Source organism: Micropruina sp., assembly GCF_047602385.1.
Classification (GTDB): domain Bacteria; phylum Actinomycetota; class Actinomycetes; order Propionibacteriales; family Propionibacteriaceae; genus Micropruina.
In genome coordinates this window covers 314,467-340,459 of the sequence record NZ_JASGHL010000003.1, presented here as the reverse complement: position 1 = coordinate 340,459, position 25,993 = coordinate 314,467, and the positions used below count along the sequence as shown (strand labels likewise).

Sequence of the window (25,993 nt, the reverse complement as noted above, 5' to 3'; positions counted from 1 at the left end):
AGAGAAAGAGAGCAGCACCATGTTGCGCACACTTCGTACCGGCCTGCGCGCGGCTGCCGCCGTCGCGACGGCCTCCCTATTGCTGACCGCATGCGTCGGCCCGAGCAGTAGCAGCAGTTCCTCGCCGTCGGGAACGACGGCCGAGGTTCACACCCTCACGCCCGGCGTGCTCAAGGTCGGCTCACAGCAGGCCTACATTCCCGGCGAGTTCTTCAAAGAGGGTGACACCACCGTCCAGGGCTTCAGCGTTGACTTCATCAACGAGATCGGCAAGCGGCTCAACCTGAAGGTGGAATGGCAGCAGGTGGACTACTCGGCCATCATCACCGGCTTGCAGTCCAACCAGTTCGACATGGGCTCGGGCGGGATGAGCCCGAACCCGGATCGGCTCGCCCAGGTCGATATGGTCGGCTACTTCCAGTCCGGCGCCACCTACATCCTGCGCAAGGAGGACGAGGGGAAGTACAAGACCTCCCAGGATCTGTGCGGCAAGAAGATCGGCATGCTCGAGGGCTCCACGACGCTGGCCGCGGCGATCGCGAAGGAGAACGAGAAGTGCGGGGGGAACCCGATCCAGGTCGAGCCCTACACCAACACCAACCTCGGCGTTCAGGGCCTGCTGTCCAAGCGGATCGTGGCCTACACCCCGGACGTGGCGCAGAGCCAGTACATCGTCAAGCAGGACCCGAACAACCTGGTCACCATCGGTGACTACGTGCTGGTGGACTACCTGATCAACTACACCTTCACCAAGCAGAACACCGCGCTGCGCAATACGGTGTACAACACCCTGCAACAGATGATGACCGACGGCAGCTACGACAAGATCCTGGAGAAGTGGGGCATCGACCGCGGTGGGCTGAAGAAGCCGGCATTGAACGGTGACCTCAATGCGAAGCCGTGATCATCTCGCCGTGATGCGGCTGGTGCTGCCATGACCACCGCGACCGAGGCGTCCACGGGCGTCTACTTCCCGGTCCGGGCGAAGTTTCCTTGGGGGCAGTTCATCCAGGCCGCGGTGGTCATCGTCATCGTCGGCTGGGTGATCGTCAGCTTTGCGATCTCGGGCGTCTTCGACTTCGCAACGGTGGCGCGCTACCTGTTCGGCGCGCAGATCTGGGCCGGCCTGTGGGGCACGGTCAGCCTGGCCACGCTGTCCACCGCGATCGCTCTGGTGCTCGGCACCCTGGTCGCGCTGATGCGGATCTCGAACAACCGGGTGCTCTCCGGGGTGGCCGCGGCCTACGTGTTCTTCTTCCGGGGGACGCCGATGCTGGTTCAGCTGCTGATCTGGTTCTACGCCATCCCGCGGATGATCGGCCAGGTCCGGATCGGCATCCCGTTCACCGACGTGGTGTGGGTCGACCAGCCGGCGAGCGTCTTCTTCACGCCGTTCGTCGCAGGCCTGTTCGCGTTGTCACTGGCCGAGACCGGCTACATGGCCGAGGTGGTCCGTTCGGGCATCCTCGGCGTCGACCAGGGCCAGCGGGACGCCGCCACGGCACTGGGCCTGCCGCGCCGGAAGATCACCACCCAGATCGTTCTCGTGCAGGCTTTCCGGATCATCCTTCCGTCGGCCGGCAACCAGTACATCATGATGATCAAGAACACCTCCCTGGCCTACACCATCGGGTACATGGAGCTTCTGCTCACCGTGAGCCGCATCTACTACTCCAACTTCAAGTACCTCGAGCTGCTGTTGGTCGCGGCGTTCTGGTACCTCGTGCTGACGGCGATCATCACGTTCCTCCAGCAGTTCCTTGAGCGCCGATACCCAGCGAGGTAAGCCATGTCTGAACCAACACTGAAAATGGAGTCCCAGCACGTCTACAAGTCGTTCGGGGAGGTCAAGGTTCTGCACGACGTCTCGGTCAAGGTGCATTCCGGTGAGGTGGTGGCCCTGATCGGGCCGTCCGGTGCCGGCAAGTCGACCTTCTTGCGCTGCGTCAACAATCTGCAGCCGATCGATTCGGGCACGATCGAGGTGGACGGCGAACTGATCGGTTACCGCAAGGTCGGTGACTACCTGGAGCCGTTGGGCGACAAGGAAGCTGCCGCGCAGCGGGCGCGGATCGGCATGGTGTTCCAGAACTTCAACCTGTTCCGGCACATGACCGCGGTCTCCAACGTCATGTACGGACAGATCGAGGTGCTCGGGCGGCCGAAGGCCGAAGCCGAGGCGACGGCCATGGACGCCCTCAAGCGAGTCGGCCTGGTGGGACGCGAGGACCGCTATCCGGCGCAGCTCTCGGGCGGCCAGCAACAGCGGGTGGCGATCGCCCGGGTGATGGCCATGAATCCCACCATGATCCTGCTCGACGAGCCGACCAGTGCCCTCGACCCCGAACTCCGGGTCGAGGTCGCCAACGTCATCAAAGGCATGGCCGCCAACAAGGCCACCATGCTGATGGCGACCCACGACATCCCCCTGGTGCACGACATCGCGGACTACATCATCTTCATGGTGGACGGCCGGGTCGTCGAAGCGGGGCCGGCCGAGAAGATCCTCACCCAGCCGGAGCATGACCGCACCAGAAGCTTCCTGACCGCGATGGAGTCCTGACCACTATCGTGACCGACTCATCCCAGACCGGTGTGGTGCGGGCCGATCGCCCGCACCACACCGTCGTGCCCGGCCCGGTGACCCCGGGCCGGGTCGTGCTGTATGCCGTGATGACCACGGTGTGGGGCTCGAGCTTCTTCTTCACCGCGCTGGCCCTGGACGCGTTCACGCCCTTCCAGATCGTCTTCATCCGGATGCTGCTGGCCACGGTGATCCTGGCCGGCGTGGTCGCCGTGATCCGGCCCCGATGGCCGCGGAGCGCCCGGCTGTGGGCCCATTTCGTGCTGCTCGGCCTGATCAGCATCGCGTTGCCGTACACCCTGCTGACCTGGGCCCAGGTCTGGGTGAACTCGTCGACCGCGATCGTGCTGTCCAGCACAACGCCGATCTTCGTCTTCCTGATCGCCACCCTCGGCCTGCGGACGGAGGTCTTCGGCATCGGCCGGATGCTCGCGGTGACCCTCGCCTTCGCCGGCGTGGTCGTGTTGACCCTGGGTGCGCCGGCCGGGTCGAACAGCCTGTTCTGGTCGGCGATCATCGTGGTGACCTCGGCCAACTACGCGGTGGCCAACGTTTATACCAAGCGCTTCGTCTCGCAGCTGCACCCGCTGCTCACGGCCCTGCTGCAGCTCGGCTTCGGCACCCTTTGGCTGGCGCCGGTCCTGCTGATCACCGGGGACTGGCGGCTGCCCACCGAAGTCGGCTGGCCGTCACTGCTGGCCGTGCTGGAGCTGGGAGTCCTCGGCTCGGCTTTCGGCTACGTGATGTTCTTCTACTTCATCGCCACCTGGGGCTCGACGATCACCAGCCTGAACACCTACCTGCAGCCGCTGGTCGGCATCGCGCTGGGTGTCCTGGTGCTCGCCGAACGACCCGGCTGGCAGGCCTGGGCCGGGATGGGCATCGTGCTGGCCGGGGTCGCGCTGTTCGGCGTCAGCACGCTGCGTCCGGACCGGCCGCTCAGCCGTCAAGCCGCGGACCGAGCCGCAGGCTGAGGTACCCGGGATCGGTGTCGTCGGCCACCTCGAGCACCGGCCAGAGCGCAGCGCCGATGGACGCCCCGGCCGCCGTCCGATAGCCGGGCAGGGACAACAGGACGTCGCCGTCCCCGGTCCCCACCAGTTCGCCGGTCACCTCGACGCCGTCGCTGAACGCCAGCCGGACGTCCGCCGGCCGCAGCGGCACCTCCAGCGCGGGTCTGCGCGCCCGCAACCGCGCGCCGCGGAACAGATGGCTGTGTGAGGCGGTCAGCGGCAATGGGCGGTCGGTCACCGAGGATCCAGTCGCAGGGCGCGGGTGATGATGTCGGCCGTCCGCTGGATGTGGGTCCGGGCGATGACGCCGGCGGCCTCGCCGTCGCCGGCCGCGAGCGCCGCGTGCAGCGCCCGGTGCTCCTCGTTGACGGTGCGGATGTCCTTCTCGGTGAACACCACCGGGGCGTTGAAGTTCCAGTAGTTGATCATCGTGCTGCGCGCCGCATCGGCCAGCACGTGGTTGCCCGCGGACCGGGTGATCAGGGAGTGGAATTCGTCGTTGAGCTGGTTGACCTCGACCCGGGCCTCGGTGTGCTCCATCCTCTCGATCAGCTCGAGCAGGGTGGCGAGGGTCTCGGGGCTGATCCGGCCGGCGGCCAGCCGAGCGGCGGCGGCCTCGAGTTCGACCCGGGCCTCGAGCAGCTCGACGATCTCGTGCGGGGCGTGGTCGCGGACCACCCAGCCCTTCTGCTGGACGACCAGGCCCTCCTGTTTGAGCCGCAGCAGGGCCTCGCGGACCGGCGTCCGGCTGACCTTGAGCTGCGTCGACAGCTCCTGCTCGACCAGGCGATGGTTGGGCCGGTACTCGGCGCTCAGAATCGCGTTGCGGAGGTGTTCATGGACGGCATCGGCCGCGATCGTCTGGGTCGATCGTTGAGTGGCCACCGGGTCTCCTTCGACAGGTATACCGGCGAGGATACAGCGGCCGGGCCTCCGGCGGGCGTTCATCCGGTCAGTGCCGAGGAGGGGAGTCGAACCCCTATGCCCTTGCGGGCAGACGGGTTTGAGCCGTCCGCGTATGCCATTCCGCCACCCCGGCTGGAGCCCTATGATCATGCCACATTCGCGGTCGCGATCTCATCAGCGGTGCGCGACGGAGTAAGGTGCTCCATGGGCCTCGACCGGCCACCGTCTCGACGACAGAAAAGGGCAGACAATGACGTCCGATGCTGCACAGCCTGCCGGCCGCGCGAAAGTCCTTGTCGCAGAGGATGAGGCGTTGATCCGGCTCGATCTGGTCGAGCTGCTGACCGCCGAGGGGTACGAGGTGATCGGCGAGGCGGGCGACGGCGAGCAGGCACTGGCGATGGCCCGTCAGCTCGAGCCCGACCTGGTGGTGATGGACGTCAAGATGCCCAAGATGGACGGCATCTCGGCGGCGTCGGCGATCGCCGAGGAGCGGATCGCTCCGGTGGTCATGCTGACCGCGTTCTCCCAGCGCGAACTGGTCGAGCGGGCTCGCGAGGCCGGCGCCATGGCCTACGTGGTGAAGCCGTTCGATGCCTCCGACGTGGTGCCGGCGATCGAGGTGGCGATGGCCCGGTACGCCGAACTGCGGGCTGTCGAGGAAGAGGTCGAGGACCTTCAGGAGCGGTTCGAGTCGCGCAAGATCGTCGAGCAGGCGAAGGGCCTGCTGATGGAGGGGCTGGGGCTCACCGAGCCGGAGGCCTTCCGCTGGATCCAGAAGACCGCGATGGATCTGCGCAAGTCGATGCGCGAGGTCGCCGAGGGCGTCATCGGCCACTCCAAGGCCGGCGCCAAGCCCAAGCGCTGACTCGATCGGTGGATCGAGCGGATGGCCCGCGTCGATCCTGATCGCGCGGCTCGCCCCCGTCAGCGAGTGGCGGGGCCGCACGCAACTCGGTATACTGACGGGTATTCAACGCAAGGAGTGAGGACAAGTGAACAGCTCAGAGGCATTCGCATCCCTTCGGGATGGGCGCTTCTACCAGGGCATCAAGGGCGCCATCCGGAATGCGGTGGCCGCCGACGACACCGACCACGGGGTCGCGACCGATGACGGCAACCCGCGGATCCTACGGCGACTGATCGCCGCCGGGTTCGACGGGCCGGGAGCCTGAGACCCGGATTCGATCGACTGACGACGAGAACTGCGCCGGTCCACCGCACCATCGGTGGGCCGGCGCAGCCGCATGCCGGGGACGGTTCTTTCGGTCACCGGGGACGGTTCTTTTGGTCACTGGGGACGGTTCTTCTGGTCACCGGGGACGGTTCTGTTGGTCACCGGGGACGGTTCTTTTGGTCACTGGGGACGGTTCTTCTGGTCACCGGGGACGGTTCTCCCGGTCACCTGCGCTACTCGAGTGGCGATGTGCCCACCACCGCGGTGGCGTCCAAGTCATCGTCGGTGTGGACGGCGGGCAGCAGCCCGACCCGCTCGAAAAGGCTGACTGCCGGGCCGGTCTGGGCGTCCGACACCTCGATCAGCAGCCGTCCACCGGGAGCCAGCCAATCCCGGGCGGTGGCGGCGATCCGGCGATGGACGTCCAGCCCGTCGCCGCCGCCGTCCAGGGTGAGCCGGGGTTCGTGATCGCGGGCCTCCGTGGGCATCAGCGCGATCGCCTCGGACGGCACATAGGGGGCGTTGGCCAGCGCCACCTGGACCCGCCCGCGCAGCCGGACCGGCAGGGCGCCCCAGAGATCGCCCTGCCAGACCGATGCGCCGGGAAGGTTCCCGCGGGCGCAGCGCACGGCGTCCGGGTCGAGGTCGCAGGCGTGCAGGTCGACGCCGGGGACGCGGTTGCTCAGGGCCAGCCCGAGCGCCCCGCTGCCGCAGCACAGGTCGACCACCACGTCGCCGGCCCGGACGCCGTCCGCCGCCAGCCGGACCAGCAGCTCGGAACGACGTCGAGGGACGAACACGCCTGGCGCCATCGCCACCCGGAGACCGTCGAACCCGGCCCAGCCCAGCACCTGCTCCAGCGGCTCGCCGGCGACCCTTCGCTCCAGCAGCGGCGCCAGCGGACCGGGTGCGGCCAGCAGCAGCTCCGCTTCCTCTTCGGCGAACACACAGCCGGCCGCCCGCAGCGCGGCCACCACGTCGTCCGGCGTCGTCAACTCCGCGGCCGGACCAGGGCGCAGGTCACCCGGGCGGTGCAGATCCGCTCGCCGGTGTCGTCGGTGAGGACCACCTCCCAGCTACCCAGCCGGCCGCCGATGTGCAGTGCGGTGGCCTCGCCATGCACCCAGCCGGAGGTGCCCGGACGGTGGTGGGTGGCGTTGATGTCGACGCCGAACGCCCTGCCCTGCGGGCCGACCTCGGCGTAGGCCGACAGTGAGGCCAGGGTCTCGGCGACCACGCAGGACGCCCCGCCGTGCCACAGTCCGAACGGCTGGGTGTTGCCCTCGATCGGCACCCGGCCGCGGGTGCGCCGCGGACCGACCTCGATCAGCTCGAGGCCCATCTTGTTGTCCAGGGCGCTCCGGATCCCCACGGCCCACTCCGGCAGACTCATGCCGCCTACGATCCCACATCGCTCCCGGGCCGTCCCCGGCGTCCGGTGCCCTCGGACTTTGTCGGTGGCCTCCGCTACCCTCGCTGAGGTGAGCGAAACCCCGGGCACCCTGCTGTTGATCGACGGCCATTCGGTGGCGTATCGGGCGTTCTTCGCGCTGCCGGTGGAGAACTTCTCCACCACCACCGGCCAGCACACCAACGCGGTCTACGGCTTCACCTCGATGCTGATCAACGTCCTGCGCGACGAGCAGCCGACCCACCTGGCGGTCGCCTTCGACGTCTCCCGGCAGACCTTCCGCAGCAACCTGTACACCGACTACAAGGCCAATCGCTCCAAATCCCCGCAGGAGTTCACCGGCCAGGTGGCGCTGATCAAAGAGGTGCTGGACGCGCTCAACGTCACCCACGTCGAGCTGGACGGCTTCGAGGCCGACGACATCATCGCCACGCTGGCCCGGCAGGCCGCCGCGCAGGGCCTCAAGGTGCTGATCTGCACCGGCGACCGCGACACCCTGCAGTTGGTCACCGACGACGTCACCGTGCTCTACCCGCGCAAGGGCGTCTCCGACCTGGCCCGGATGACCCCGCAGGCGGTGCTCGATCGCTATTTCGTGCCGCCCGCCCAGTACCCCGAGCTGGCCGCGCTGGTGGGGGAGACGTCCGACAACCTGCCCGGCGTGCCCGGGGTCGGCCCGAAGACTGCCGCCAAGTGGATCGCCACCTACGAGGGGCTGGAGAACATCGTCCGGCGGGCCGCCGAGATCCCCGGCAAGGCCGGCGAATCGTTCCGGGCCCACCTCGACGACGTCGTCCGCAACCGGGAGCTGAACGCCCTGGTCGGCGACCTCGAACTGCCCGTCGCGGTGCCCGAACTGGAACGCCGGGACTGGAACCGCGAGGCTGTACACACCGTCTTCGACGGGCTGGAGTTCCGGGTGTTGCGGGACCGGCTGATCGAGACCCTGCCGGCCGAGCAGACCGGCCCCGAAGGCGGCTTCGAGGTGGTCGGCGACGTCCTCGAACCGGGTGCGCTGGCCGATTGGCTGGCCGAGCACGGACGCGGTGAGCTGACCGGCCTCGATGTCACCGGGCAGTGGCGGGCCGGTGCCGGCGACCTGACCGGGCTGGCGCTGGCGGCGGCCGACGGGGCCGCTTGCTGGCTGGACGTGACCGAACTGATCCCCGCCGACGAGCAGGCGCTGGCGAACTGGCTGGCCGACGCCACCGCGGCCAAGGCACTGCACGACGCCAAGGGGCCGCTGCTGGCGCTGTGGTCGCGCGGCTGGGAGTTGAACGGATTGGCCAGCGACACCCAGCTGGCGGCCTACCTGCTGCGTCCCGACCAGCGGGTCTACGACCTGGGCGACCTGACCGCCCGGCACCTGAAGCGCGAACTCAGCGCCGAGGGGCCGGCGGCCGCGTCGTCCGACCAGCTCGCCTTCGACTTCGAGGACGCCGAGGCGGGGCAGGACTCGATGATCCGGGCCCGGGCCGTGATCGACCTGGCCCAGGCGCTCACCGGCGAACTCGCCGAACGGGGGGAGGGGTCGCTGCTCGCCGACGTCGAGCTTCCGCTGCTGCGCACCCTGGCCACCATGGAGCGCGACGGCATCGCGGTGGACGCCGACTACCTCGACTCGCTGCACGCCGACTTCGACAACGCCGTCCGCACCGCCGAGTCGGACGCCTTCGCGGTGCTCGGCCGGCCGATCAACCTGGGCTCACCCAAGCAGCTGCAAGAGGTGCTGTTCGACGAACTGGGCATGCCGAAGACGCGGCGGACCAAAACCGGCTGGACGACCGACGCGGAATCGCTGGAGTCGCTGTTCGTCAAGACCGAGCACCCGTTCCTGGCACACCTGCTGCGGCACCGTGACCAGATCCGGCTGCGGCAGACCGTCGAAGGCCTGCAGAAGTCGATCGCCGACGACGGCCGGGTGCACACCACCTACATCCAGACCATCGCGGCCACCGGACGGCTCAGCTCGACCGACCCCAACCTGCAGAACATCCCGATCCGAACCGAGGAGGGCCGGCGGATCCGCCGGGCGTTCGTGGTCGGCGCCGGCCACCAGACCCTGATGACCGCCGACTACAGCCAGATCGAGATGCGGATCATGGCGCACGCCTCCGCCGACGCCGGACTGATCGAGGCGTTCCACTCCGGCGAGGACTTCCACACCGCAATGGCGTCCCGGGTGTTCGCGGTCGGCCCCGACGAGGTCGACACCACCATGCGAGCCAGGATCAAGGCGATGAACTACGGCCTGGCCTACGGGCTCAGCGCCTTCGGGCTGTCCCAGCAGCTGAAGATCCCGGTCTCCGACGCCAAGGGCCTGATGGAGGAGTACTTCGAGCGGTTCGGCAACGTCCGCGACTACCTGCGCGACGTCGTCCGGACGGCCGGCAAGACCGGCTACACCGAGACCCTGCTCGGCCGTCGCCGCTACCTGCCCGACCTGACCTCGTCCAACCGGCAGCGCCGCGAGATGGCCGAGCGGATGGCGCTCAACGCCCCGATCCAGGGCTCGGCCGCCGACATCATCAAGGTCGCCATGCTCGACGTCGAATCGGCGCTGGCCGAGCGGGGGCTGCGGTCCCGGATGCTGCTGCAGGTGCACGACGAACTGGTCTTCGAGATCGCGCCCGGCGAGGCCGAGGCGATGGACGCCCTGGTTCGCGACAAAATGGGCCACGCCGTCGATCTCACCGTGCCGCTGGAGGTTTCGGTCGGCACTGGCCGGTCCTGGCACGAGGCCGCCCACTGACGAGTTTCACCGTCCGGGCAGTAGTGAGATCTTCTGCCAGATCTTGTTGCTCATGCCGCTGGTCAGCGCCTCGATGGTGCTCACCGTGTCCAGGATCACCGAGTCCTGGCTCTCCTCGGCGCACAGGGCGGCGATCTTGCCGAGCAGGCTGAGCATCTCGGAGCAGTAGTCCAGGTAGTTCTCCATGGCTTGCGCGGTGGACAGTTCGATGTCGAGGGTCTCGGGGGTGGAGCGGAAGTCGGGACGCAGCCGTTCGGGGTCCTTGGTCAGCTGGTGCATGTCGACGATGTGGGCCAGCGACCGCAGCCGGTGCAGCTGGCCGAGCAGGTAGCTGCGCTCGATCCGGTTCGGCAGCGCGTACAGGAAGTACACCGCGATCGCCGCGAAGACGATGTCGTTGACCATCGACTCGATCAGCGGCAGCCACTCGAAGGACCGCTCGGGACCGTTGCTGACCGCGTCCCTCAGAGTGAGGACGAGCGCGACGATCGTGACCAGGACGACGACCAGGCTGAGCGCCCGCGAGCCGACCCGGATCCGGCGCAGCCGCACCCGCGCGGTGGACGCCGACCCGGCGACCTGTTCGGCGACACTGATCAGCTGATCCGCCACCTGGCGCAGCCCGCGGTCGGGAAACCGGGCGGCGACCCGCCGCTGCAGGGTGCGGGTGGTCTCGACCACGTTGACGGCGTTCAGCCGCTGGTACCGGTGGGTGGCGGTGTCGGTCATGCCGGTCACTCTGCCATCGGCGGAGTGCTCGACCGGCTCGATCGACGGCTCCGCCGCGAGCCTCTCAGCGCAGGGTGGCCAGGATCTCGGTGCGTTCCACGCCGTCCTGGGTCCAGGTGCCGGTCAGGGTGCCCAACGGCTGGGCGGTGTGCACGTGGCTGCCGTCCAGTACCCGGACCAGCCGAGCGGCCTCCATCGACGCGTTCGACACAACGGTGATCCCGCTGCCGCGCACCGTCATCGACTTCTCGCCCAGCGACAGCTCCGCCTCGTTGTCGGCCTCGTGGATCACCCGGATCAGCTCGGCGACATAGACCGGGTCGGACGTCGCGTCGTAGCAGTACCGGGTGCCCAGGTCGGAGTGCTCGATGGTGCCGACCAGCACCGCGAACTCGTCGTCCAGCGGCTCGGGGCGGTAGGTCAGCGGCACCTGGTAGAGCCCGCCGGCGGAGGCGACCAGCAGGGTTTCGATGCCGACCTCGCCTTCGGGATCGATGAAGCGATAGGCCGCCACCCGGCTCAGGTCGCCGGCATCCCCGGCGAACCAGGACTGGCCCGGCAGCCACCCGGCCAGGAGTTCGAGCTTCGACGGCTTCAGTTCGGCGTCGTGGATTTTCGCGGTACCACTCATCGGTTCCTCCCTCGGGACAAGGCGTCCGTACAGAAGAGCACTCTACTACGACTAGTAGTACATGGAACGCCATCTCGTCCGGCCGAGCCGGCTTCGGCGGCGGTGCCCGATCGGCGAGACGCAGCACGGCCGAGTTGACCCGAAGGATGGACTGGTGCAAACTCCTATTGCTCCCGTAGGAGTTAGTTGCTTAGACCAATCCAACCCGAATCGCAGGCAATCGTCCGGCCCAGCCCGGACCAGAACAAGGAGTCCCTCCATGACCCACTCACGTAGAGCCGTCCTCACCGTCGCCGCGGCAGCCGTCGCCATGGCGATGACCGGCTGCGCCGGGGGTGGGGCCAGCGATGTCACCGGAGGCGCCTCTTCGTCGACGTCCGCCGGTGCGTCGAAGGTGCTCAACCTCTACGCCTACGCCGTTCCCAAGGTGGGCTTCGACAAGGTGATCCCCGCCTTCACCGCAACGCCGCAGGGTGCCGGAATCGGATTCCAGCCGTCCTACGGCGCCTCCGGCGACCAGTCCCGCAAGGTGGCCGCGGGCGCCGAGGCCGACATCGTCAACTTCTCGGTGACCCCCGACATCACCCGGCTGGTGGACGCCGGCCTGGTCGACCCGAACTGGGCCGCCGGGGAACACAAGGGCATCCCGTTCGGCTCGGTGGTGACCATCGTGGTCCGCAAGGGCAATCCGAAGGGGATCAAGGACTGGGACGACCTGCTCAAGCCGGGCGTCGAGGTGGTCACCCCGAACCCGTTCTCGTCCGGTTCGGCCAAGTGGAACCTGCTGGCTCCGTATGCGACCAAGAGCGATGGTGGCAAGGACCCCGGCGCCGGGCTGGCCTACATCTCCAAGCTGGTCGGCGACCACATCAAGGTCCAGCCGAAGTCCGGCCGCGAGGCCAGCGAGACCTTCCTGCAGGGCACCGGCGACGTCCTGCTCAGCTACGAGAACGAGGCGCTGTTCCTGGAAGGCCAGGGTGAGAAGGTGCAGCACGTCACCCCGGACAGCACCTTCAAGATCGAGAACCCGGTCGCGGTGCTGAAGGGCAGCAAGAACCTGCCGGCAGCCGAGGCGTTCCGCGACTACCTCTACACCCCGGCCGGTCAGCGGCTGTGGGCCGAAGCCGGGTTCCGCCCGGTGGACGCCGCGGTCGCCAAGGAGTTCGCGGCGAAGTTCCCGGCGCCGAAGAAGCTGTGGACGATCGACGACCTGGGTGGCTGGCCGACCGTCGACAAGGACCTGTTCGGCAAGGACACCGGCACGATCGCGGTGATCTACGACAAGGCCACGTCATGACGATCGCCACCGAAGCCTCGCCCGGCGCCGCCACCGCGGCGACGCCGGGCGAGGCGGCGCCGAACGGCCGCCCGCCGCGTCGCCGGTCTCCGCTGGTCCGGCCCGGCTCGTCCGGGCGGGTCAGCGGCCTCACCCTCGGTGTGGTGGTGACCTGGCTCAGCCTGATCGTGCTGCTGCCGATCGCCGCGCTCACCGTCACCTCGTTCGAGGACGGCTGGGGCGGCTTCTGGGGCGCCGTCACCGCTCCGGTCGCTGTGGCCGCGCTCGGCACGACGATCCTGGTCTCGGCGGTCGTCGCCCTGCTCAACGTGGTGGTCGGCACCCTGATCGCCTGGGTGTTGGTGCGGGACGAGTTCTGGGGGAAGCGATTCGTCGATGCCCTGATCGACCTGCCGTTCGCGCTGCCGACCATCGTCGCCAGCATCGTGCTGCTGTCGCTGTACGGGCCGAACAGCCCGATCGGCATCGAACTGAACGCCACCCGGTGGGGGCTGATCGTCGCCTTGGCCTTCGTGACGCTGCCGTTCGTGGTGCGTTCGGTGCAGCCAGTGCTGATCGAGCTCGACCGCGACGTCGAACAGGCCGCGGCCTCGCTCGGGGCCGGCAACTGGACGACGTTCCGGCGCGTCGTGCTGCCGACCCTGGCGCCGTCGATCATCTCCGGCGGTGGGCTCGCCTTCGCCCGGGCGATCGGCGAATACGGTTCCGTGGTGCTGATCGGCGGCAACATCCCGCGCGAGACCCAGGTGGCGTCCCAGTACATCCAGCAACAGATCGAGATCGACCGCCCGGTCAACGCCGCGGCCGTCTCGGTCGCCCTGCTGGCGATCTCGTTCGCCACACTGCTGGTGCTGCGGTTCTTCGCCTCGCGCGGACAAGAGCGCGAGGAGCGGTCGAAGTGAAGGTCTCAACCCCCACCCGGATCACCCTGCGGGTGGTCGCCCTGCTCTACCTCGGGGTGCTGCTGGCGGTGCCGATCGTCACCATCCTGTGGCGAACCTTCGAGCCAGGTTTCGGTGCCTTCTGGGCCTCGATCCGGACGCCCGCGGCGATTTCGGCGTTCAACCTGTCGCTGCTGATCGTCGCCATCACCGTGCCGGTGAACGTGATCTTCGGCGTGGTCACCGCTTTGGCGCTGGTCCGGGGCCGGTTCCCCGGACGCCGGCTGCTGTCCGGCATCGTCGACCTGCCGTTCGCGGTCTCGCCGATCGTGGTCGGGGTCTCGCTGATCATGCTCTGGGGCGTCCACGGCTGGTTCGGCGGCTTGGAGGACGTGGGCATCCGGGTCATCTTCGGCCTGCCCGGCATGGTGATCGCCACCATCTTCGTCACGTTGCCGTTCGTCGTCCGCGAGGTCGAGCCGGTGCTGCACGAGATCGGCACCGAGCAGGAGCAGGCCGCCGCCACCCTCGGCGCGTCCCGCTGGCAGACCTTCGCCCGGATCACCCTGCCGGCCATCCGCTGGGGCCTCACCTACGGCGTCGTGCTGACCATCGCCCGCGCGCTGGGCGAGTTCGGCGCGGTGATCATGGTCAGTTCCGGCTTCCCCGGAGTTTCCCAGACGCTGACCCTGCTGGTGCACAGCCGCTACATCGACGACCACAACACCCACGGGGCGTACGCGGCGGCCACCCTGCTGATGTTCCTGGCCCTGGTCACCCTGCTGCTGATGACCGTGCTCGACCGCAAGCGGCCGACCGTCCACACCACAGCCGTGCCGGCCGTGGTTGCAGCCACCCCCGTTCTCGACGAAAGCAATGCAAGGAGCAGCTCATGATCTCCGTCACCGACGCCCGGAAGGCGTACGGCACCTTTCAGGCGCTCGACAACGTCTCGCTCGAGATCCCGTCCGGCACCCTGACCGCGTTGCTCGGGCCGTCCGGTTCGGGCAAGTCGACCCTGCTGCGGGCGATCGCCGGACTCGAGGAACTCGACTCGGGTGCGGTGGTGATCGCCGGCAACGACGTCACCCGGCTGCCGCCGCAGCGGCGCGGGATCGGCTTCGTCTTCCAGCACTACGCCGCCTTCAAGCACATGACCGTGCGCGACAATGTCGCCTTCGGGTTGAGCATCCGCAAGCGGCCGAAGGCCGAGATCACCAAGCGGGTGGACGAACTGCTCGAGGTGGTTGGCCTAGCCGGCTTCCAGCACCGCTACCCGGCCCAACTCTCCGGTGGGCAGCGGCAGCGGATGGCGCTGGCTCGGGCGCTGGCCGTCGACCCGCAGGTGCTGCTGCTCGACGAACCGTTCGGCGCCCTGGACGCCAAGGTGCGCGACGACCTGCGGCGCTGGCTGCGCCGGCTGCACGACGAGGTCCACGTCACCACCGTGCTGGTCACCCACGACCAGGAGGAGGCGTTGGACGTCGCCGACCGGATCGCGGTGCTGAACCAGGGCCGGATCGAGCAGGTGGGCACCCCGGACGAGTTGTACGAGAGCCCGGCGAACCCGTTCGTGATGTCCTTCCTGGGCTCGGTCTCCCGGCTGAACGGTGAGGTCGCCCGGCCGCACGACCTGCGCCTGGAGCGGGACGCCGGAACCGCCGAGGAGCTTGCCCGCTCGACCGGCGTCCGGGTCACCGAGGCCGAGGTCGAGCGGCTGGTCCGGCTCGGTTTCGAGGTGCGGGTCGAGCTTCGGCACACCCATACCGGGGAGAGCTTCTTCGCCCAGCTGACCCGGTCCGAGGCGGCCGCGCTGCAGCTCGAGGTGGGACACCTGGTCTGGGTGGTGCCGACGCGGACGTTGCCGAGTGAAGAGGAGTTCCCCGCGCTGGCCGTGTGAACCGGCCACAATGAGGACCGTGGAGATCACCGCCAAGACCGAGTACGCCGTCCGGGCGATGCTGCAGCTCGCCGAGGCCGGCGAACCCGACCTGCCGGTCTCGGTGGACGCCCTCGCCCAGGCGCAGGGCTTGCCGCGCAAATTCCTGGAGGCGATCCTGGCCGACCTGCGCCGGGCCGAGCTGGTGATCAGCACCAAGGGGGCCCGCGGCGGCTATCGGCTGGCGCGGCCGGCGTCAGAGATACCGGTGGGTGCGGTGTTCCGGGCCGTCGACGGCCCGCTCGCCGAGGTCCGCGGACGGCGTCCGCACCACACCTCCTACGAAGGGGTCGCCGAGCATCTGCCGGTGCTGTGGGTGGCGGTCCGGTCCAGCTTGCGCCAGGTGCTGGACGACACCTCGTTGGAGCAGTTGCGGACCGGCCGGCTGCCGGCGCACGTCCGCGAGCTCGCCCAGGTGCCGGACGCCTGGGTCAGCCGCTGAGGAACGCTCCGTGCCGGTCAATCGGTGGCCGCGTCGGGTCCGGTGAGCGCCCGGACGGCTTCGCGCGCCGCGTCGGTCAGGCTGCGGGCCTGCCCGAGGAGCCGGGCCGCCCGTGCCTGGCCGACGTCCAGCCCGGTCAGGGCGGCTGCCTCGACCGAGCGCATCGCCTCCGCCTCCGCACCCCAGGAGGGACGCTGGCCGGCGGCCACCTCGAGCGCCGCCAGCAGCTCCAGTGCGGCAGCGTGCTGCCGGCGGCTGCTGAGCAACGAGGACAGATTGCGCAACAGGGTGACCAGGAGGTTGTGGTTGCCGGCGGAGACCAGGGCCCGCACGGTCGAACTGAGCCGAGCCAGGTCGCTGTCGGTGGACGCGCCGGAGCGGCTGACCAGCGCCATCAGCGCCGTGGTCGCCACCGAAACCACCAGGGTGCAGCCGGCCCGCTCGGCGATGCCGACGGCCTCGGTCAGCACGTCGACGGCGGCCGCCGGATCGCTGCTCGCCCAGGCCTCGCCGACGCAATAGAGGCTCAGCGAGCGGGCGGTCGGATTGGTCACCGCGGGCAGCGCGTCGAGCACCCGACGTACCTGGCCGGCGACCGGGGCACCGGACCAGGCCAGCGCCAGCAGCACGCCGTCAGCGGCCAGGAGCGGATCCAACGGGTGTCCGGCCTCGGTGGCGGCGCTTTCCGCGCGGTGGTACGCGGCGGCGGCGGCGTCCAGGTCGCCCAGTGCCAGCCACAGGTCGCCCGCAGCCTCGTGGCCGCGACCCTCGAGCAGCGGCGATCCGACCTCGCGGGCCGCCCGCACCGCGAGGTCGGCCAGTTCCAGCCCGTCGCGCGGACTGCCCTGCATCCAGGCGTGGGTGGCGGCGGCCAGGTAGACCCCGGGCGGCCAGCCGTCCCGCCGCCGGCCGAGTAGCTGCCCGGTCCAGCCCAGCACGTCCGGCCGCACCCGGTAGTCGCCCCAACGGTGCAGGCCAGCCGACCAGTGCGGCGGCCAGGCCGGTGTCGTCGGCGGCGAGGGCGTTGCCGAATGCGGCCGCCAGGTCCGGCAGGGCAGCCTCCACCACCCCCGCCCAGTAGCCCTCATCGGGGCCTTCCAGGCCGGACGCCGCCCGCTCGGCCAACCCCAGCGCCCAGGCGCCGTGCGCGGACTCCGAGCTGCGCCGCTCCCGGTCGCCGGTGACGGCGGCGGCGAAGCTGCGGATGGTCACCAGCATCCGGTACCGGCTGGTTCCGCCGTCGGACTTACGGACGAGCAGCGAGCGCTCCACCAGATCGGGGACGATCGCCGCCGCGTCCGTCCCGAGCACGGCGTCCACGGCAGCCAGGTCGAACCAGCCCGCGAACACCGCCAGTCCCCGGAGCACGTCGCGCTCGGCGTCCGAGAGCAGCTGATAGGACCAGTCCAGGGTCGCGGTCAGTGTCTTGTGCCGGGCCGGCAGCCGGGGCGAACCGGACCGGATCAGGCCCAGGTGGCCGGACAGCCGCTCCCGCAGCTCGGCGAACCCGATCGCGGCGCTGCGTCCGGCGGCCAACTCGATGGCCAGCGGCAGCCCGTCGAGTTCGATCACCAACTCGGTGACCTCGCGGACGGCGGCGGCGTCCCAGACCAGTCCGGGATCGGCCGCGGCGGCCCGCTCGACGAAGAACGCCACCGCCGGCGATCCGGCCACGGCTTCCTGCAGCGACGCCGGCGTGCGGGCGGGGCCGGGCAACTGCAGCGGCGGCAGCGGGAACGCCTGCTCGGTCGAGGCGCCGAGCCGCTCGCGGCTGGTGGCCAGCACCGCGACGTCCGCGCCGGGTGCCAGCACGGTCTCGACCAGCTCGGCGACGGCGCCGAGCAGATGTTCGCAGTTGTCCAGCACCAGCAGGCCCCGGGTGCCGCGCAACGCGGCCAGCAGGCCGTCGCGCTGATCGCCGCCCAGGGTCCGGACGCCGACCTGACCGGCCACCGCCGGCACCACGTCCGACTCCGACCGAAGTTCGGCCAGGTCGACCCACCAGGCCGGGCCCGGCGCATCGGCACACAGCTTCGCCGCCACCGCCGTCTTGCCGACCCCGCCGGGACCGACCACCGTCACGCAGCGGCCGGGTTCGAGCATGCCGGCCAGGGCTCGCAGGTGCGCGTCCCGTCCGTGCAGCCGCTGTCGTGGACGGGGCAGGGCGGACGGCACCGGTGCTGGGACGGCGTCGGTGGCGGTCAGTCGTGGTGCCGCACCGGGTTCCCCACGCAGGATCCGTTGCTGGAGGGCGAGCAGGTCGGCCGACGGGTCGAGGCCCTGCTCGTCGGCCAACCGCCGGCGGTGCTCCCCGAACGCGGCCAGGGCCTCGGCGACATCGCCACAGGCCGCCAGGGCGCGCATCAGCACCGCCACCGGCGCCGACGCGAGCGGCGCCTCGGCGACCAGGTCGCGGGCCTGGGCGACGGCGTCGGGGTGCCTGCCGTCGCGGAGCAGCAGATCGGCTCGCGCCGTCCGGGCCCGGTCGACGAGGGCACGCAGCCGGCGTACCTCCTCAGTGGCGGCACCCGGGGCGAAACCGCCCCAGGGCTCGCCGCGCCAGCCGGCCAGGACGCCCTCCAGTTCGCCCAGGTCCTCCGTGCCGATCGCTGTGGTGAGGGCAGCAGCGAAGTCCTCGGCGTCGACGCTGACCGACTCCCGGGGCAGCGCGTAGCCGGGCGGACGTTGGACGATCAGCCGGCCCGCCTCCCCGAGCGCCCGGCGGAGCCGTCGGACGGTGGTGTGCAGCGCGGCGCGCGGATCGGCGGGGATGTCGTCGACGGACCAGATCCGGTCGATCAGCGTCCCGGTCGAGACGGTCCGGCCGCGGGCCAGCAGCAGCACCGCGAGCAGCTCACCCGGGCGCCCGGGCGGGAACCCGGTGGCGACGCCTCCGACCACGACCGTCGGCTCGCCGAGCACCAGGGCCCGCAACGTCGGCTGTGCCGCATCCGCCATTCGGTCACCCTGCCGCAGCGAGGTCCGCCCGTCCAGGGGTCACCGGCGGCGCGACAGCCGGCTGTCAGTGCGGTGTCAGGCGTGGTCAGGACGGCGTCAGCCGCCGCCACCAGGCTGATCGGCAGCGGTGGGGGAGGGCTCCACCGAAACAGAGGAGCAACCATGAACACCGACACCCTTGCCGAGCGCATGTTCGGCTCGGCGCTGGGCGCCCTGGACGCGCTGACCGTCACGATCGGCAGCCGGCTCGGCCTGTACCGGGCGCTGCACCAGGCCGGCCCCAGCACCGCCGGCGAGCTGGCCGCGCGCACCGAGACCGACGTCCGCTACGTCCGCGAGTGGCTTGAGCAGCAGACGGTCGCCGGACTGCTGGACGTCGCCGACCCGGCGCTGGACGCCGGTGACCGCCGGTTCAGCGTGCCGGCCGACCACGTCCCGGTCCTGGTCGACACCGACGACCTGGCCTACTTCCCGCCGTTCCTGAACGCGATCTGTGCGGCGGGCACCCAGCTGCCGGCCGTGGTGGACGCCTTCCACACCGGTGCCGGGGTGCCCTGGTCCAGCTACGGTCCCGAGATGCGGATCGGTCAGGCCGAGGGCAACCGGGCGCTCTTCCTCACCGTGCTCGGCCAGCACTGGCTGCCGTCGATCCCCGACGTCCACCAGGCACTGTTGGCCGGCGGACGGGTCGCCGATATCGGCGCCGGCGAGGGTTGGTCGTCGGTCGGCATCGCGCTGGCCTACCCGGACGTCCGGGTGGACGCCTTCGACATCGACGCCGAATCGGTCCGGGCGGCGAACCAGCATGCGGCCGGCTATCACCTCGCCGACCGGGTCCGCTCGCACCTGCTGGACGGCTCCCGGATCGACCGTCCCGGCTCCTACGACCTGGTCGTGGCCTTCGAATGCGTCCACGACATGGCCGACCCGGTCGCGGTGCTCGCCGAGATGCGGGAACTCTGCGCACCCGGCGGCGCCGTGATCGTGATGGACGAGCGCGCGCCGGAGACCTTCACCGGAGCAGGGGATCCGGTGGAGCAGTTGCTCTACGGCTACTCGGTGATGATCTGCCTGCCGGACGGCCGCTCGCACCCCGACTCGGCCGCGACCGGCACCGTGCTGCGCCCGGCCATGCTCCGTGAGTACGCCTCACGGGCCGGCTTCGCCGATGTCGACATCCTCCCGATCGAGCACGACATCTTCCGTTTCTACCGCCTGCACGGCTGACCCCGGGCAGGCGCTGGTGCCGACAAGAGAACCGTCCCCGGTGACCAAAGGAACCGTCCCCACGGTCACTGGGGACGGCCCTTTGCGCGCCGTGCCGGTGGGGGCGTCCGAAGCGACGCAGAATTCCTCTCCGGATCGGGAATAGGCCTCGACTGGTGCCGGTTGTCGCGAGGTGGAAGGGACGGGTGTCTGCATGCCGCTGTTGTGGAGTTGCCGGGTGGTTGACCACCGGCTGGACGCCAGCTGCCTGTGTTGATGCGCGGTTGAGCGGACGTTCCCGCGCGCCCCCACCCGATCTTCCACCCCCACTCGAAAGGTTCACTTCCACATGTCCTCATCCGCAACGGCGGCCGTTTCGGCACGCCGTAAATTCCCGTTCTGGGCACAGGTCCTGGTCGGCCTGGCGGCCGGCATCCTGCTCGGCTTCCTCGCCCGCAGCCTCAGTCTCGGCTGGCTCACCGAGACCATGAACACGGTCGGCACCATCTTCGTCCAGCTGCTCCGAGTGCTGGTGGTGCCGCTGGTGCTGGCCGCGCTGATCGTCTCGATCACCCAACTCCGCAAGGTCGCCAACGCCGCTCAGTTGGCGCTCCAGACCCTGCTCTGGTTCGCCATCACCGCGCTGGTGTCGGTGGTCATCGGGATCACAATCGGCCTGCTCACCAACCCGGGCTCGAGTGCCTCCATCGGCACCGTGGGCGCCAAGGCGGTCGCCACCCAGGGCAGCTGGCTCGACTTCCTGAAGTCGGTGATCCCCGGCAACATCCTCGGCCTCGAGGTGAGCAGCAAGGCCACCGAGACCGCCGGAACCATCGCGGTGAGCAGTTCGCTGTCGTTCAACGTGCTGCAACTGGTGGTGATCGGCATCGCGCTCGGTGCGGCCGCGCTGGCCGCCGGCGCGAAGGCGGCCCCGTTCATCGGCTTCGCCGAGAGCGTCCTGGCGGTCGCCCAGAAGCTGGTCTGGTGGGTGATCCGGCTGGCTCCGATCGGCTCCGCGGCGCTGATCGGCAAGGCGGTCGCGACCTACGGCTGGGATCTGCTGGCACCGCTCGCGGTGTTCACCGTCGACGTCTACCTCGGCTGCGCGCTGGTGCTGTTCGGCCTCTACCCGGTGCTGCTCAAGCTGCACGGGCTGAGTGTCCGCAGGTTCTTCGCCGGCGCCTGGGAGGCCATCGTGTTCGCCTTCGTCTCCCGCTCGTCGATCGGCACGCTGCCGCTGACCCAGAGCGCCACCGTGGACAAGCTCGGCGTGTCGCGCGAGTACGCGTCCTTCGCGGTGCCACTCGGCGCCACCACCAAAATGGACGGCTGCGCCGCGATCTACCCGGCGCTGGCCGCGATCACCGTGGCCCAGCTGTTCGGCATCCAGCTGAACCTGACCCACTACCTGCTGATCGCCTTCGTCGCCGTGGTCGGATCGGCCGCCACCGCCGGGCTGACCGGTGCCGTGGTCATGCTCACCCTGACCCTGTCCACCCTGGGGCTGCCGCTGGAGGGCGTCGGCCTGCTGCTGGCCATCGACCCGATCCTGGACATGGCCCGGACGGCCACCAATGTCGCCGGTCAGGCCTTGGTGCCGACCATCGTCGCCAAGCGCAACGGCATCCTCGACCAGGACGTCTACAACGGCGTCCAGACCCCGGCCCGCGCGGCTGAGCCGGAGCCGGCCGCGGTCTGAGCCGGTTCCTCGCCGCCAGTTGCGCTTTCGTCACCCTTCTCCGTGCGCAGGTGGTGACCAGGAGAACCGTCCCCGGTGACCAGGAGAACCGTCCCCGGTGACCAGGAGAACCGTCCCCAGGGTCACCGGGGACGGTTCCCGCGGTCACCGCGGACAGTGGCGTTACGGCGTCCCGACGAGCTCGACCGAGCGCGGGACTCTCCGGATCAGGAGGGGAGCCCGTCGAGCATCGAGTCGAGCGAGCCGGTCACCGCGGCGAAGACCCCCGCCCCCCGCAGCGACCGTTCGAAGTGCTCGTTGAGCCCACCGGGGTGGCGTGGTGCCGGGCGAGCGCGACGAAATCGGATTCGTCCGCGAACTCGGCGGTGGCGCCGGCGAACACGGACGCCATCAGTCGTTGCGCGTCCTCCAACCCGGCTCCCTGCCCGACCAGCCAGGACGAGACCGTCTGCAGGTAGGCGAGATGGGCGGCCACCGTGGCACTGGCCACCGAGACCGCGTCCAGCAGCTGTTCGGAGCCCAGCACCATCGAGCCGCCCAGGCCGTCGAACAGCCGTTGGGCGGCGCTGCCGCCGGGGAAAACCGGGGTGAAGCCATGACCGGCGGCGGCGACCGCGGTTGCCGGGATCGCCCGGGAGATCTCGGCCACGGGTCCGGTCAACCGGGCCAGCTCGGCCGACGGAACCGACGCCATCACGCTGATCAGTCGCTGGTCGGCGCGGAAACGCAGGGTGGCCAGGGTCTCGGCGGCGTCCTGCGGTCGCAGGCAGAGCAGCACCGTTCCGGCCCCGGACGCCGCAGCCTGATTGTCTGCGGCGACCCGGACGGCGGGGTAGCGGGCCGCCAGCCGCGCCGTCCGCTGCCGGCTGCGCGGGGACAGCAGGATCGTCGGCGGCTCGTCGGAACGGCTCAATCCGGTGACGATAGCCTCCGCGATCGAGCCCACCCCGATCACGGCATACTCGGCGGTGTCCTGCGTCATACGTCCTCCTCGATGGGTGCCCTGCGAGACTTCCACATCCAAGACGCGGAACCGGGCCGGGACGCCCCCGTTGGTGGGCGCGAAATTGACCCTTTTCGCGGCCGCTGGGTAGGGTGGTGCAGCGTTGCAATCTGTGGGCCTACAGACCTAGCAGGTACCGCACGCCCCATGGATGAAGTTTCTCGGGATCCCCGGCGAAGCGATTCTGAAGGAGCAGGGTTGCGGCGCGCCCACGACGTCCCATCATCAATCGGAGCCCTACTACATGACCTCCTCTCCCGAGGCAGCCCAGATCGCCATCGACGACCTGGGTTCCCCCGAAGCCTTCCTGGCTGCGGTGGATGCAACCATCAAATACTTCAATGACGGCGATATCGTCACCGGAACCGTCGTCAAGGTCGATCGGGATGAGGTCCTGCTCGACATCGGTTACAAGACCGAAGGCGTGATCCCCTCCAAGGAACTCTCCATCAAGCACGACGTCGACCCGTTCGAGGTCGTCGCGGTCGGCGATGAGATCGAGGCCCTGGTCCAGCAGAAGGAGGACAAGGAAGGCCGCCTCATCCTGTCCAAGAAGCGGGCTCAGTACGAGCGCGCCTGGGGCACGATCGAGAAGGTCAAGGAGTCCGACGGCGTCGTCACCGGCAAGGTGATCGAGGTGGTCAAGGGCGGTCTGATCATCGACATCGGTCTGCGCGGCTTCCTGCCCGCCTCGCTGGTCGAGATGCGCCGGGTGCGCGACCTGCAGCCCGTACGTCGGGATGGAGCTCGAGGCCAAGATCATCGAGCTGGACAAGAACCGCAACAACGTGGTGCTGTCCCGTCGGGCCTGGCTGGAGCAGACCCAGTCCGAGGTCCGTCACACCTTCCTCAACCAGCTCGCCAAGGGTCAGATCCGCAAGGGCGTCGTCTCGTCGATCGTCAACTTCGGTGCCTTCGTCGACCTGGGCGGCGTGGACGGCCTGGTGCACGTCTCCGAGCTGTCCTGGAAGCACATCGATCACCCGTCCGAGGTGGTCACCGTCGGTGACGAGGTCACCGTCGAGGTGCTGGACGTCGACATGGACCGCGAGCGCGTCTCGCTGTCGCTGAAGGCGACCCAGGAAGATCCGTGGCAGACCTTCGCCCGGACCCACCAGATCGGCCAGATCGTGCCGGGCAAGGTCACCAAGCTGGTGCCGTTCGGTGCGTTCGTCCGCGTCGAAGAGGGCATCGAGGGCCTGGTGCACGTCTCCGAACTGGCCGAGCGGCACGTGGAGATCCCCGAGCAGGTGGTCAGCGTGAACGACGAGGTGATGGTCAAGATCATCGACATCGACCTCGAGCGTCGCCGGATCTCGCTCTCGCTCAAGCAGGCCAACGAGGGCGTCGACATGCATGCCGACGACTTCGACCCGGCGCTGTACGGCATGAGCGCGTCCTACGACGACCAGGGCAACTACATCTACCCCGAGGGCTTCGATCCCGAGACCCAGGAGTGGAAGCCCGGCTACGAGGAGCAGCAGGCGGCGTGGGAGCGGCAGTACGCCGAGGCCCAGGCCCGCTGGGAGGCGCACAAGCAGCAGGTCAAGGACGCCGAGGCGGCCGGCGCCGAGGCTGCGGTGGCCGAGGTCAGCGCGGCCGCGTACTCCGCAGGCGGTGCGCCCACCACCCAGGCCGAGGGTTCGCTCGCCTCCGACGAGGCGCTGCAGGCTCTGCGCGATCGGCTCACCGGCAGCCGCTGAGCCGTCCGGACACGATTGCTCGACCGGCCCGGTTCCCTTCGGGGAGCCGGGCCGGCCGGCGTTTCCGGGGCCGATGGACGCGGTGGTGCCGGCCGGGCATGCTGGCCGGATGAGTGACGAGTTCCCCGGTGTGCTGCTGGTCGGGCTGACCGGCGGGATCGCGTCCGGCAAATCGGCGGTGGCGGACCAGCTGGCCGAGCACGGCGCGGTGGTGATCGACGCCGATCTGCTGGCGCGCGAGGTGGTGGCACCCGGAACCCCCGGCCTGGCGGCGATCGTCGCCCGGTTCGGACGCGGCGTGCTGCGCCCCGGCGAGCCGGCAGAGCTGGACCGGGCCGCGCTCGGGGCGGTCGTCTTCGCCGATCCGGACGCCCGCCGCGACCTCGAAGGCATCGTCCATCCGGCCGTCCGGGCCCGGGCGGCGGAACTCACCCGGGCGGCGCCGTTCGGTTCGATCGTCGTCCAGGTCATCCCGCTGCTGGTCGAGACCGGCCAGCGGGACGCGTTCGACGTCGTCGTGGTGGTGGACGTCGACCCGGCCGTCCAGCTCGAGCGGCTGATGGCCCGCAACCGGCTGAGCGCCGAGCAGGCTCGGGCCCGGATCGCGGCGCAGGCCGGACGCGAGCAGCGGCTCGAGGCTGCCGACGAGGTGGTCGACAACAACGGTTCGCCCGCGGAGCTGACGGTCGCGGTGGACGAGTTGTGGAACCGACTCGTCCGGCTTCCCCGGACGTAGGCCCGGGCCGTGGCATCGTGACGGCATGAGCAGGACCCCGCCGCCGACGTTCGAGAACTATCCCGGTTCGACGTCCCAGCCCGCTGAGCCCGGACAGTGGCGGGATCCCGCGCCGCGGTCGACTTCGCGGCTGGTGCCGGGACGGGCGCCGTCCGGACCCCCGCCGGGCGGACCGTCCGACCCGTCCCGGCGGCGGGTGTTGGCGGTGATCGGCGGATCGGTGGCCGGTCTGGCGGTGCTGGGAATCCTCAGCAGCCAGCAGCGGGAGTCCGGCCCGACCTGGCCTGTCGACAGTGCGTCCACCTCAGCGGAGGAGCCGGACGACTCCGAGAACGCAACGGATGTCCAGGGTCACACCGTCTCCTGGCCGGACGGTTGGACGATCGACGACCTGGGCGACAACCAGCTCGTGCTCGTCGGCGGCGGGGCGACGATGATCTTCCGGGTGTTCACCGCCGGTGACGACGCGACCGCCGTCGAGGAGGCGCAGCGCCTGCTCACCCGGCACACCGTGAGCCTGCGCAAGCGGAGCGTCGTGCGCACGACCAAGGGCGGAAGGGGATCGGTGGAGACCGGAACCGCCGCGGCATCGGGCACCCGGGACGGCCGCACGGTCGACGCCGAGGCCCGGGTGGCGATCGACCGCGACGAGGACGGCGAGGCTATGGCGGTGATCGTCCTGCAGCCGTCCGGCACGTCCGGCCAGCGGCAGGACCAGATCTCCCGGATGCGTCGCCGGTTCCTCGACCAGATCAGCGGCTGACAACCTCGTCCGGTCCCACCGGCGGCTCCGGAGCGGCGAAATCTCCGATGGCCGAATAGCGCGACGCATGTATCCCAAACCAGGTGGGCGACCCTTGGTGTTGAGAGACTGACCCGACACGGCTCCGGGTCCGAGCCGTCAACCGACCGGAAGGAACCTCTGT

25 protein-coding genes, 1 tRNA gene and 1 pseudogene are annotated in these 25,993 nt (G+C 69.8%); 17 read left to right on the top strand and 10 right to left on the bottom strand.

Features of this window, described 5'->3' with window-relative positions; all coding sequences use genetic code 11:
* The first annotated feature begins 19 nt into the window (after positions 1-19).
* The 4 genes from QM711_RS11060 to QM711_RS11045 are packed head-to-tail and all read left to right on the top strand — an operon-like array spanning position 20 to position 3,558.
* Positions 20-904 carry an ABC transporter substrate-binding protein gene (locus tag QM711_RS11060; RefSeq protein WP_415099250.1) on the top strand — a complete coding sequence of 295 codons (885 nt, stop codon included), beginning with the start codon at positions 20-22 and terminating at the stop codon, positions 902-904.
* 30 nt (positions 905-934) lie between these two features.
* The gene (locus tag QM711_RS11055; protein WP_415099248.1) at positions 935-1,786 is read left to right on the top strand and encodes an amino acid ABC transporter permease; all 852 of its coding nucleotides are present in this window, start codon (positions 935-937) and stop codon (positions 1,784-1,786) included.
* 3 nt (positions 1,787-1,789) lie between these two features.
* Entirely contained in the window at positions 1,790-2,563 is a 774-nt protein-coding gene (locus tag QM711_RS11050; RefSeq protein WP_415099246.1) for an amino acid ABC transporter ATP-binding protein, read from the top strand.
* An 8-nt stretch (positions 2,564-2,571) separates the two neighbouring features.
* Entirely contained in the window at positions 2,572-3,558 is a 987-nt protein-coding gene (locus QM711_RS11045; RefSeq protein WP_415099244.1) for a DMT family transporter, read from the top strand.
* Here QM711_RS11045 and QM711_RS11040 read toward each other — a convergent pair.
* From QM711_RS11040 to QM711_RS11030, 3 genes are all read right to left on the bottom strand, one after another.
* On the bottom strand, positions 3,524-3,835 hold the full coding sequence (locus QM711_RS11040) for a hypothetical protein (protein ID WP_415099242.1): 312 nt from the start codon (positions 3,833-3,835) through the stop codon (positions 3,524-3,526). The genes QM711_RS11045 and QM711_RS11040 overlap by 35 nt on opposite strands.
* Positions 3,832-4,482 carry a GntR family transcriptional regulator gene (locus QM711_RS11035; RefSeq protein ID WP_415099240.1) on the bottom strand — a complete coding sequence of 217 codons (651 nt, stop codon included), beginning with the start codon at positions 4,480-4,482 and terminating at the stop codon, positions 3,832-3,834. The genes QM711_RS11040 and QM711_RS11035 overlap by 4 nt, the downstream gene beginning before the upstream one ends.
* Before the next feature lie 71 nt (positions 4,483-4,553).
* Positions 4,554-4,636: transfer RNA gene (locus QM711_RS11030), tRNA-Leu, on the bottom strand.
* A gap of 117 nt (positions 4,637-4,753) precedes the next feature.
* On the opposite strand from QM711_RS11030, the gene QM711_RS11025 reads away from it, so the two are divergent.
* On the top strand, positions 4,754-5,371 hold the full coding sequence (locus tag QM711_RS11025) for an ANTAR domain-containing response regulator (protein ID WP_415099238.1): 618 nt from the start codon (positions 4,754-4,756) through the stop codon (positions 5,369-5,371).
* A gap of 127 nt (positions 5,372-5,498) precedes the next feature.
* Entirely contained in the window at positions 5,499-5,678 is a 180-nt protein-coding gene (locus tag QM711_RS11020; RefSeq protein ID WP_415099236.1) for a hypothetical protein, read from the top strand.
* A gap of 235 nt (positions 5,679-5,913) precedes the next feature.
* Here QM711_RS11020 and QM711_RS11015 read toward each other — a convergent pair whose 3' ends face one another.
* Positions 5,914-6,675, bottom strand: a complete 762-nt coding sequence (locus QM711_RS11015) for a putative protein N(5)-glutamine methyltransferase (RefSeq protein WP_415099234.1) — start codon at positions 6,673-6,675, stop codon at positions 5,914-5,916.
* Positions 6,672-7,073, bottom strand: coding sequence for a PaaI family thioesterase (locus QM711_RS11010; RefSeq protein ID WP_415099232.1), 402 nt, complete (start codon positions 7,071-7,073; stop codon positions 6,672-6,674). Before QM711_RS11010 ends, QM711_RS11015 begins: the two co-directional genes overlap by 4 nt.
* 88 nt (positions 7,074-7,161) lie before the next feature.
* Here QM711_RS11010 and polA point away from each other — a divergent pair, with 88 nt between their 5' ends.
* A complete protein-coding gene (gene polA, locus QM711_RS11005) occupies positions 7,162-9,843 on the top strand; it encodes a DNA polymerase I (RefSeq protein ID WP_415099230.1) in 2,682 nt (893 codons plus the stop codon).
* A 6-nt stretch (positions 9,844-9,849) separates the two neighbouring features.
* On the opposite strand, the gene QM711_RS11000 is transcribed toward polA, so the two are convergent.
* Both QM711_RS11000 and QM711_RS10995 read right to left on the bottom strand, forming a co-directional pair.
* Positions 9,850-10,572, bottom strand: a complete 723-nt coding sequence (locus tag QM711_RS11000; RefSeq protein WP_415099228.1) for a hypothetical protein — start codon at positions 10,570-10,572, stop codon at positions 9,850-9,852.
* A gap of 64 nt (positions 10,573-10,636) precedes the next feature.
* A complete protein-coding gene (locus tag QM711_RS10995) occupies positions 10,637-11,203 on the bottom strand; it encodes a maltokinase N-terminal cap-like domain-containing protein (RefSeq protein WP_415099226.1) in 567 nt (188 codons plus the stop codon).
* A 259-nt stretch (positions 11,204-11,462) separates the two neighbouring features.
* Between QM711_RS10995 and QM711_RS10990 the strand changes: the two genes are divergently transcribed.
* Genes QM711_RS10990 through QM711_RS10970 form a run of 5 tightly spaced genes read left to right on the top strand, consistent with a single transcriptional unit; the run spans position 11,463 to position 15,762 of the window.
* Positions 11,463-12,500 (top strand): sulfate ABC transporter substrate-binding protein, encoded by a 1,038-nt coding sequence (locus QM711_RS10990; protein WP_415099224.1) that lies wholly within the window; start codon positions 11,463-11,465, stop codon positions 12,498-12,500.
* Positions 12,497-13,402, top strand: a complete 906-nt coding sequence (gene cysT / locus QM711_RS10985; protein WP_415099222.1) for a sulfate ABC transporter permease subunit CysT — start codon at positions 12,497-12,499, stop codon at positions 13,400-13,402. Before QM711_RS10990 ends, cysT begins: the two co-directional genes overlap by 4 nt.
* Positions 13,399-14,277, top strand: a complete 879-nt coding sequence (cysW, locus tag QM711_RS10980) for a sulfate ABC transporter permease subunit CysW (RefSeq protein ID WP_415099220.1) — start codon at positions 13,399-13,401, stop codon at positions 14,275-14,277. The genes cysT and cysW overlap by 4 nt, the downstream gene beginning before the upstream one ends.
* A complete protein-coding gene (locus QM711_RS10975; protein WP_415099218.1) occupies positions 14,274-15,281 on the top strand; it encodes a sulfate/molybdate ABC transporter ATP-binding protein in 1,008 nt (335 codons plus the stop codon). Before cysW ends, QM711_RS10975 begins: the two co-directional genes overlap by 4 nt.
* 19 nt (positions 15,282-15,300) lie before the next feature.
* Positions 15,301-15,762, top strand: a complete 462-nt coding sequence (locus QM711_RS10970; RefSeq protein ID WP_415099216.1) for an RrF2 family transcriptional regulator — start codon at positions 15,301-15,303, stop codon at positions 15,760-15,762.
* 17 nt (positions 15,763-15,779) lie between these two features.
* Here QM711_RS10970 and QM711_RS10965 read toward each other — a convergent pair whose 3' ends face one another.
* Both QM711_RS10965 and QM711_RS10960 read right to left on the bottom strand, forming a co-directional pair.
* Positions 15,780-16,418, bottom strand: a complete 639-nt coding sequence (locus QM711_RS10965; protein WP_415099214.1) for a hypothetical protein — start codon at positions 16,416-16,418, stop codon at positions 15,780-15,782.
* The gene (locus QM711_RS10960; protein ID WP_415099212.1) at positions 16,396-18,720 is read right to left on the bottom strand and encodes a BTAD domain-containing putative transcriptional regulator; all 2,325 of its coding nucleotides are present in this window, start codon (positions 18,718-18,720) and stop codon (positions 16,396-16,398) included. Before QM711_RS10960 ends, QM711_RS10965 begins: the two co-directional genes overlap by 23 nt.
* A 162-nt stretch (positions 18,721-18,882) precedes the next feature.
* Between QM711_RS10960 and QM711_RS10955 the strand changes: the two genes are divergently transcribed.
* Both QM711_RS10955 and QM711_RS10950 read left to right on the top strand, forming a co-directional pair.
* On the top strand, positions 18,883-19,947 hold the full coding sequence (locus QM711_RS10955) for a class I SAM-dependent methyltransferase (protein ID WP_415099210.1): 1,065 nt from the start codon (positions 18,883-18,885) through the stop codon (positions 19,945-19,947).
* Between the two features lie 328 nt (positions 19,948-20,275).
* Positions 20,276-21,625, top strand: a complete 1,350-nt coding sequence (locus tag QM711_RS10950; RefSeq protein WP_415099208.1) for a dicarboxylate/amino acid:cation symporter — start codon at positions 20,276-20,278, stop codon at positions 21,623-21,625.
* 247 nt (positions 21,626-21,872) lie between these two features.
* Here the strand turns inward: QM711_RS10950 and QM711_RS10945 are convergent, their stop codons facing one another.
* The gene (locus QM711_RS10945) at positions 21,873-22,607 is read right to left on the bottom strand and encodes an NAD(P)-binding domain-containing protein (protein ID WP_415099206.1); all 735 of its coding nucleotides are present in this window, start codon (positions 22,605-22,607) and stop codon (positions 21,873-21,875) included.
* Between the two features lie 265 nt (positions 22,608-22,872).
* Here QM711_RS10945 and rpsA point away from each other — a divergent pair.
* From rpsA to QM711_RS10930, 3 genes and pseudogenes are all read left to right on the top strand, one after another.
* Positions 22,873-24,331: pseudogene (rpsA, locus tag QM711_RS10940) on the top strand (30S ribosomal protein S1).
* Between the two features lie 109 nt (positions 24,332-24,440).
* Entirely contained in the window at positions 24,441-25,067 is a 627-nt protein-coding gene (gene coaE, locus QM711_RS10935; protein ID WP_415099204.1) for a dephospho-CoA kinase, read from the top strand.
* Between the two features lie 25 nt (positions 25,068-25,092).
* Positions 25,093-25,830, top strand: a complete 738-nt coding sequence (locus tag QM711_RS10930; RefSeq protein ID WP_415099202.1) for a hypothetical protein — start codon at positions 25,093-25,095, stop codon at positions 25,828-25,830.
* The last annotated feature ends 163 nt before the right edge of the window (positions 25,831-25,993 follow it).

Excerpts from the sequence above, each read along its gene's own strand:
- QM711_RS11060 (WP_415099250.1), top strand. The coding sequence starts at position 20 with ATGTTGCGCACACTTCGTACCGGCCTGCGCGCGGCTGCCGCCGTCGCG.
- QM711_RS11055 (WP_415099248.1), top strand. The coding sequence starts at position 935 with ATGACCACCGCGACCGAGGCGTCCACGGGCGTCTACTTCCCGGTCCGG.
- QM711_RS11050 (WP_415099246.1), top strand. The coding sequence starts at position 1,790 with ATGTCTGAACCAACACTGAAAATGGAGTCCCAGCACGTCTACAAGTCG.
- QM711_RS11025 (WP_415099238.1), top strand. The coding sequence starts at position 4,754 with ATGACGTCCGATGCTGCACAGCCTGCCGGCCGCGCGAAAGTCCTTGTC.
- QM711_RS11010 (WP_415099232.1), bottom strand. The coding sequence starts at position 7,073 with ATGAGTCTGCCGGAGTGGGCCGTGGGGATCCGGAGCGCCCTGGACAAC.
- QM711_RS11000 (WP_415099228.1), bottom strand. The coding sequence starts at position 10,572 with ATGACCGACACCGCCACCCACCGGTACCAGCGGCTGAACGCCGTCAAC.
- QM711_RS10995 (WP_415099226.1), bottom strand. The coding sequence starts at position 11,203 with ATGAGTGGTACCGCGAAAATCCACGACGCCGAACTGAAGCCGTCGAAG.
- QM711_RS10990 (WP_415099224.1), top strand. The coding sequence starts at position 11,463 with ATGACCCACTCACGTAGAGCCGTCCTCACCGTCGCCGCGGCAGCCGTC.
- cysT (WP_415099222.1), top strand. The coding sequence starts at position 12,497 with ATGACGATCGCCACCGAAGCCTCGCCCGGCGCCGCCACCGCGGCGACG.
- QM711_RS10975 (WP_415099218.1), top strand. The coding sequence starts at position 14,274 with ATGATCTCCGTCACCGACGCCCGGAAGGCGTACGGCACCTTTCAGGCG.
- QM711_RS10960 (WP_415099212.1), bottom strand. The coding sequence starts at position 18,720 with ATGGCGGATGCGGCACAGCCGACGTTGCGGGCCCTGGTGCTCGGCGAG.
- QM711_RS10955 (WP_415099210.1), top strand. The coding sequence starts at position 18,883 with ATGAACACCGACACCCTTGCCGAGCGCATGTTCGGCTCGGCGCTGGGC.
- QM711_RS10950 (WP_415099208.1), top strand. The coding sequence starts at position 20,276 with ATGTCCTCATCCGCAACGGCGGCCGTTTCGGCACGCCGTAAATTCCCG.
- QM711_RS10945 (WP_415099206.1), bottom strand. The coding sequence starts at position 22,607 with ATGACGCAGGACACCGCCGAGTATGCCGTGATCGGGGTGGGCTCGATC.
- coaE (WP_415099204.1), top strand. The coding sequence starts at position 24,441 with ATGAGTGACGAGTTCCCCGGTGTGCTGCTGGTCGGGCTGACCGGCGGG.
- QM711_RS10930 (WP_415099202.1), top strand. The coding sequence starts at position 25,093 with ATGAGCAGGACCCCGCCGCCGACGTTCGAGAACTATCCCGGTTCGACG.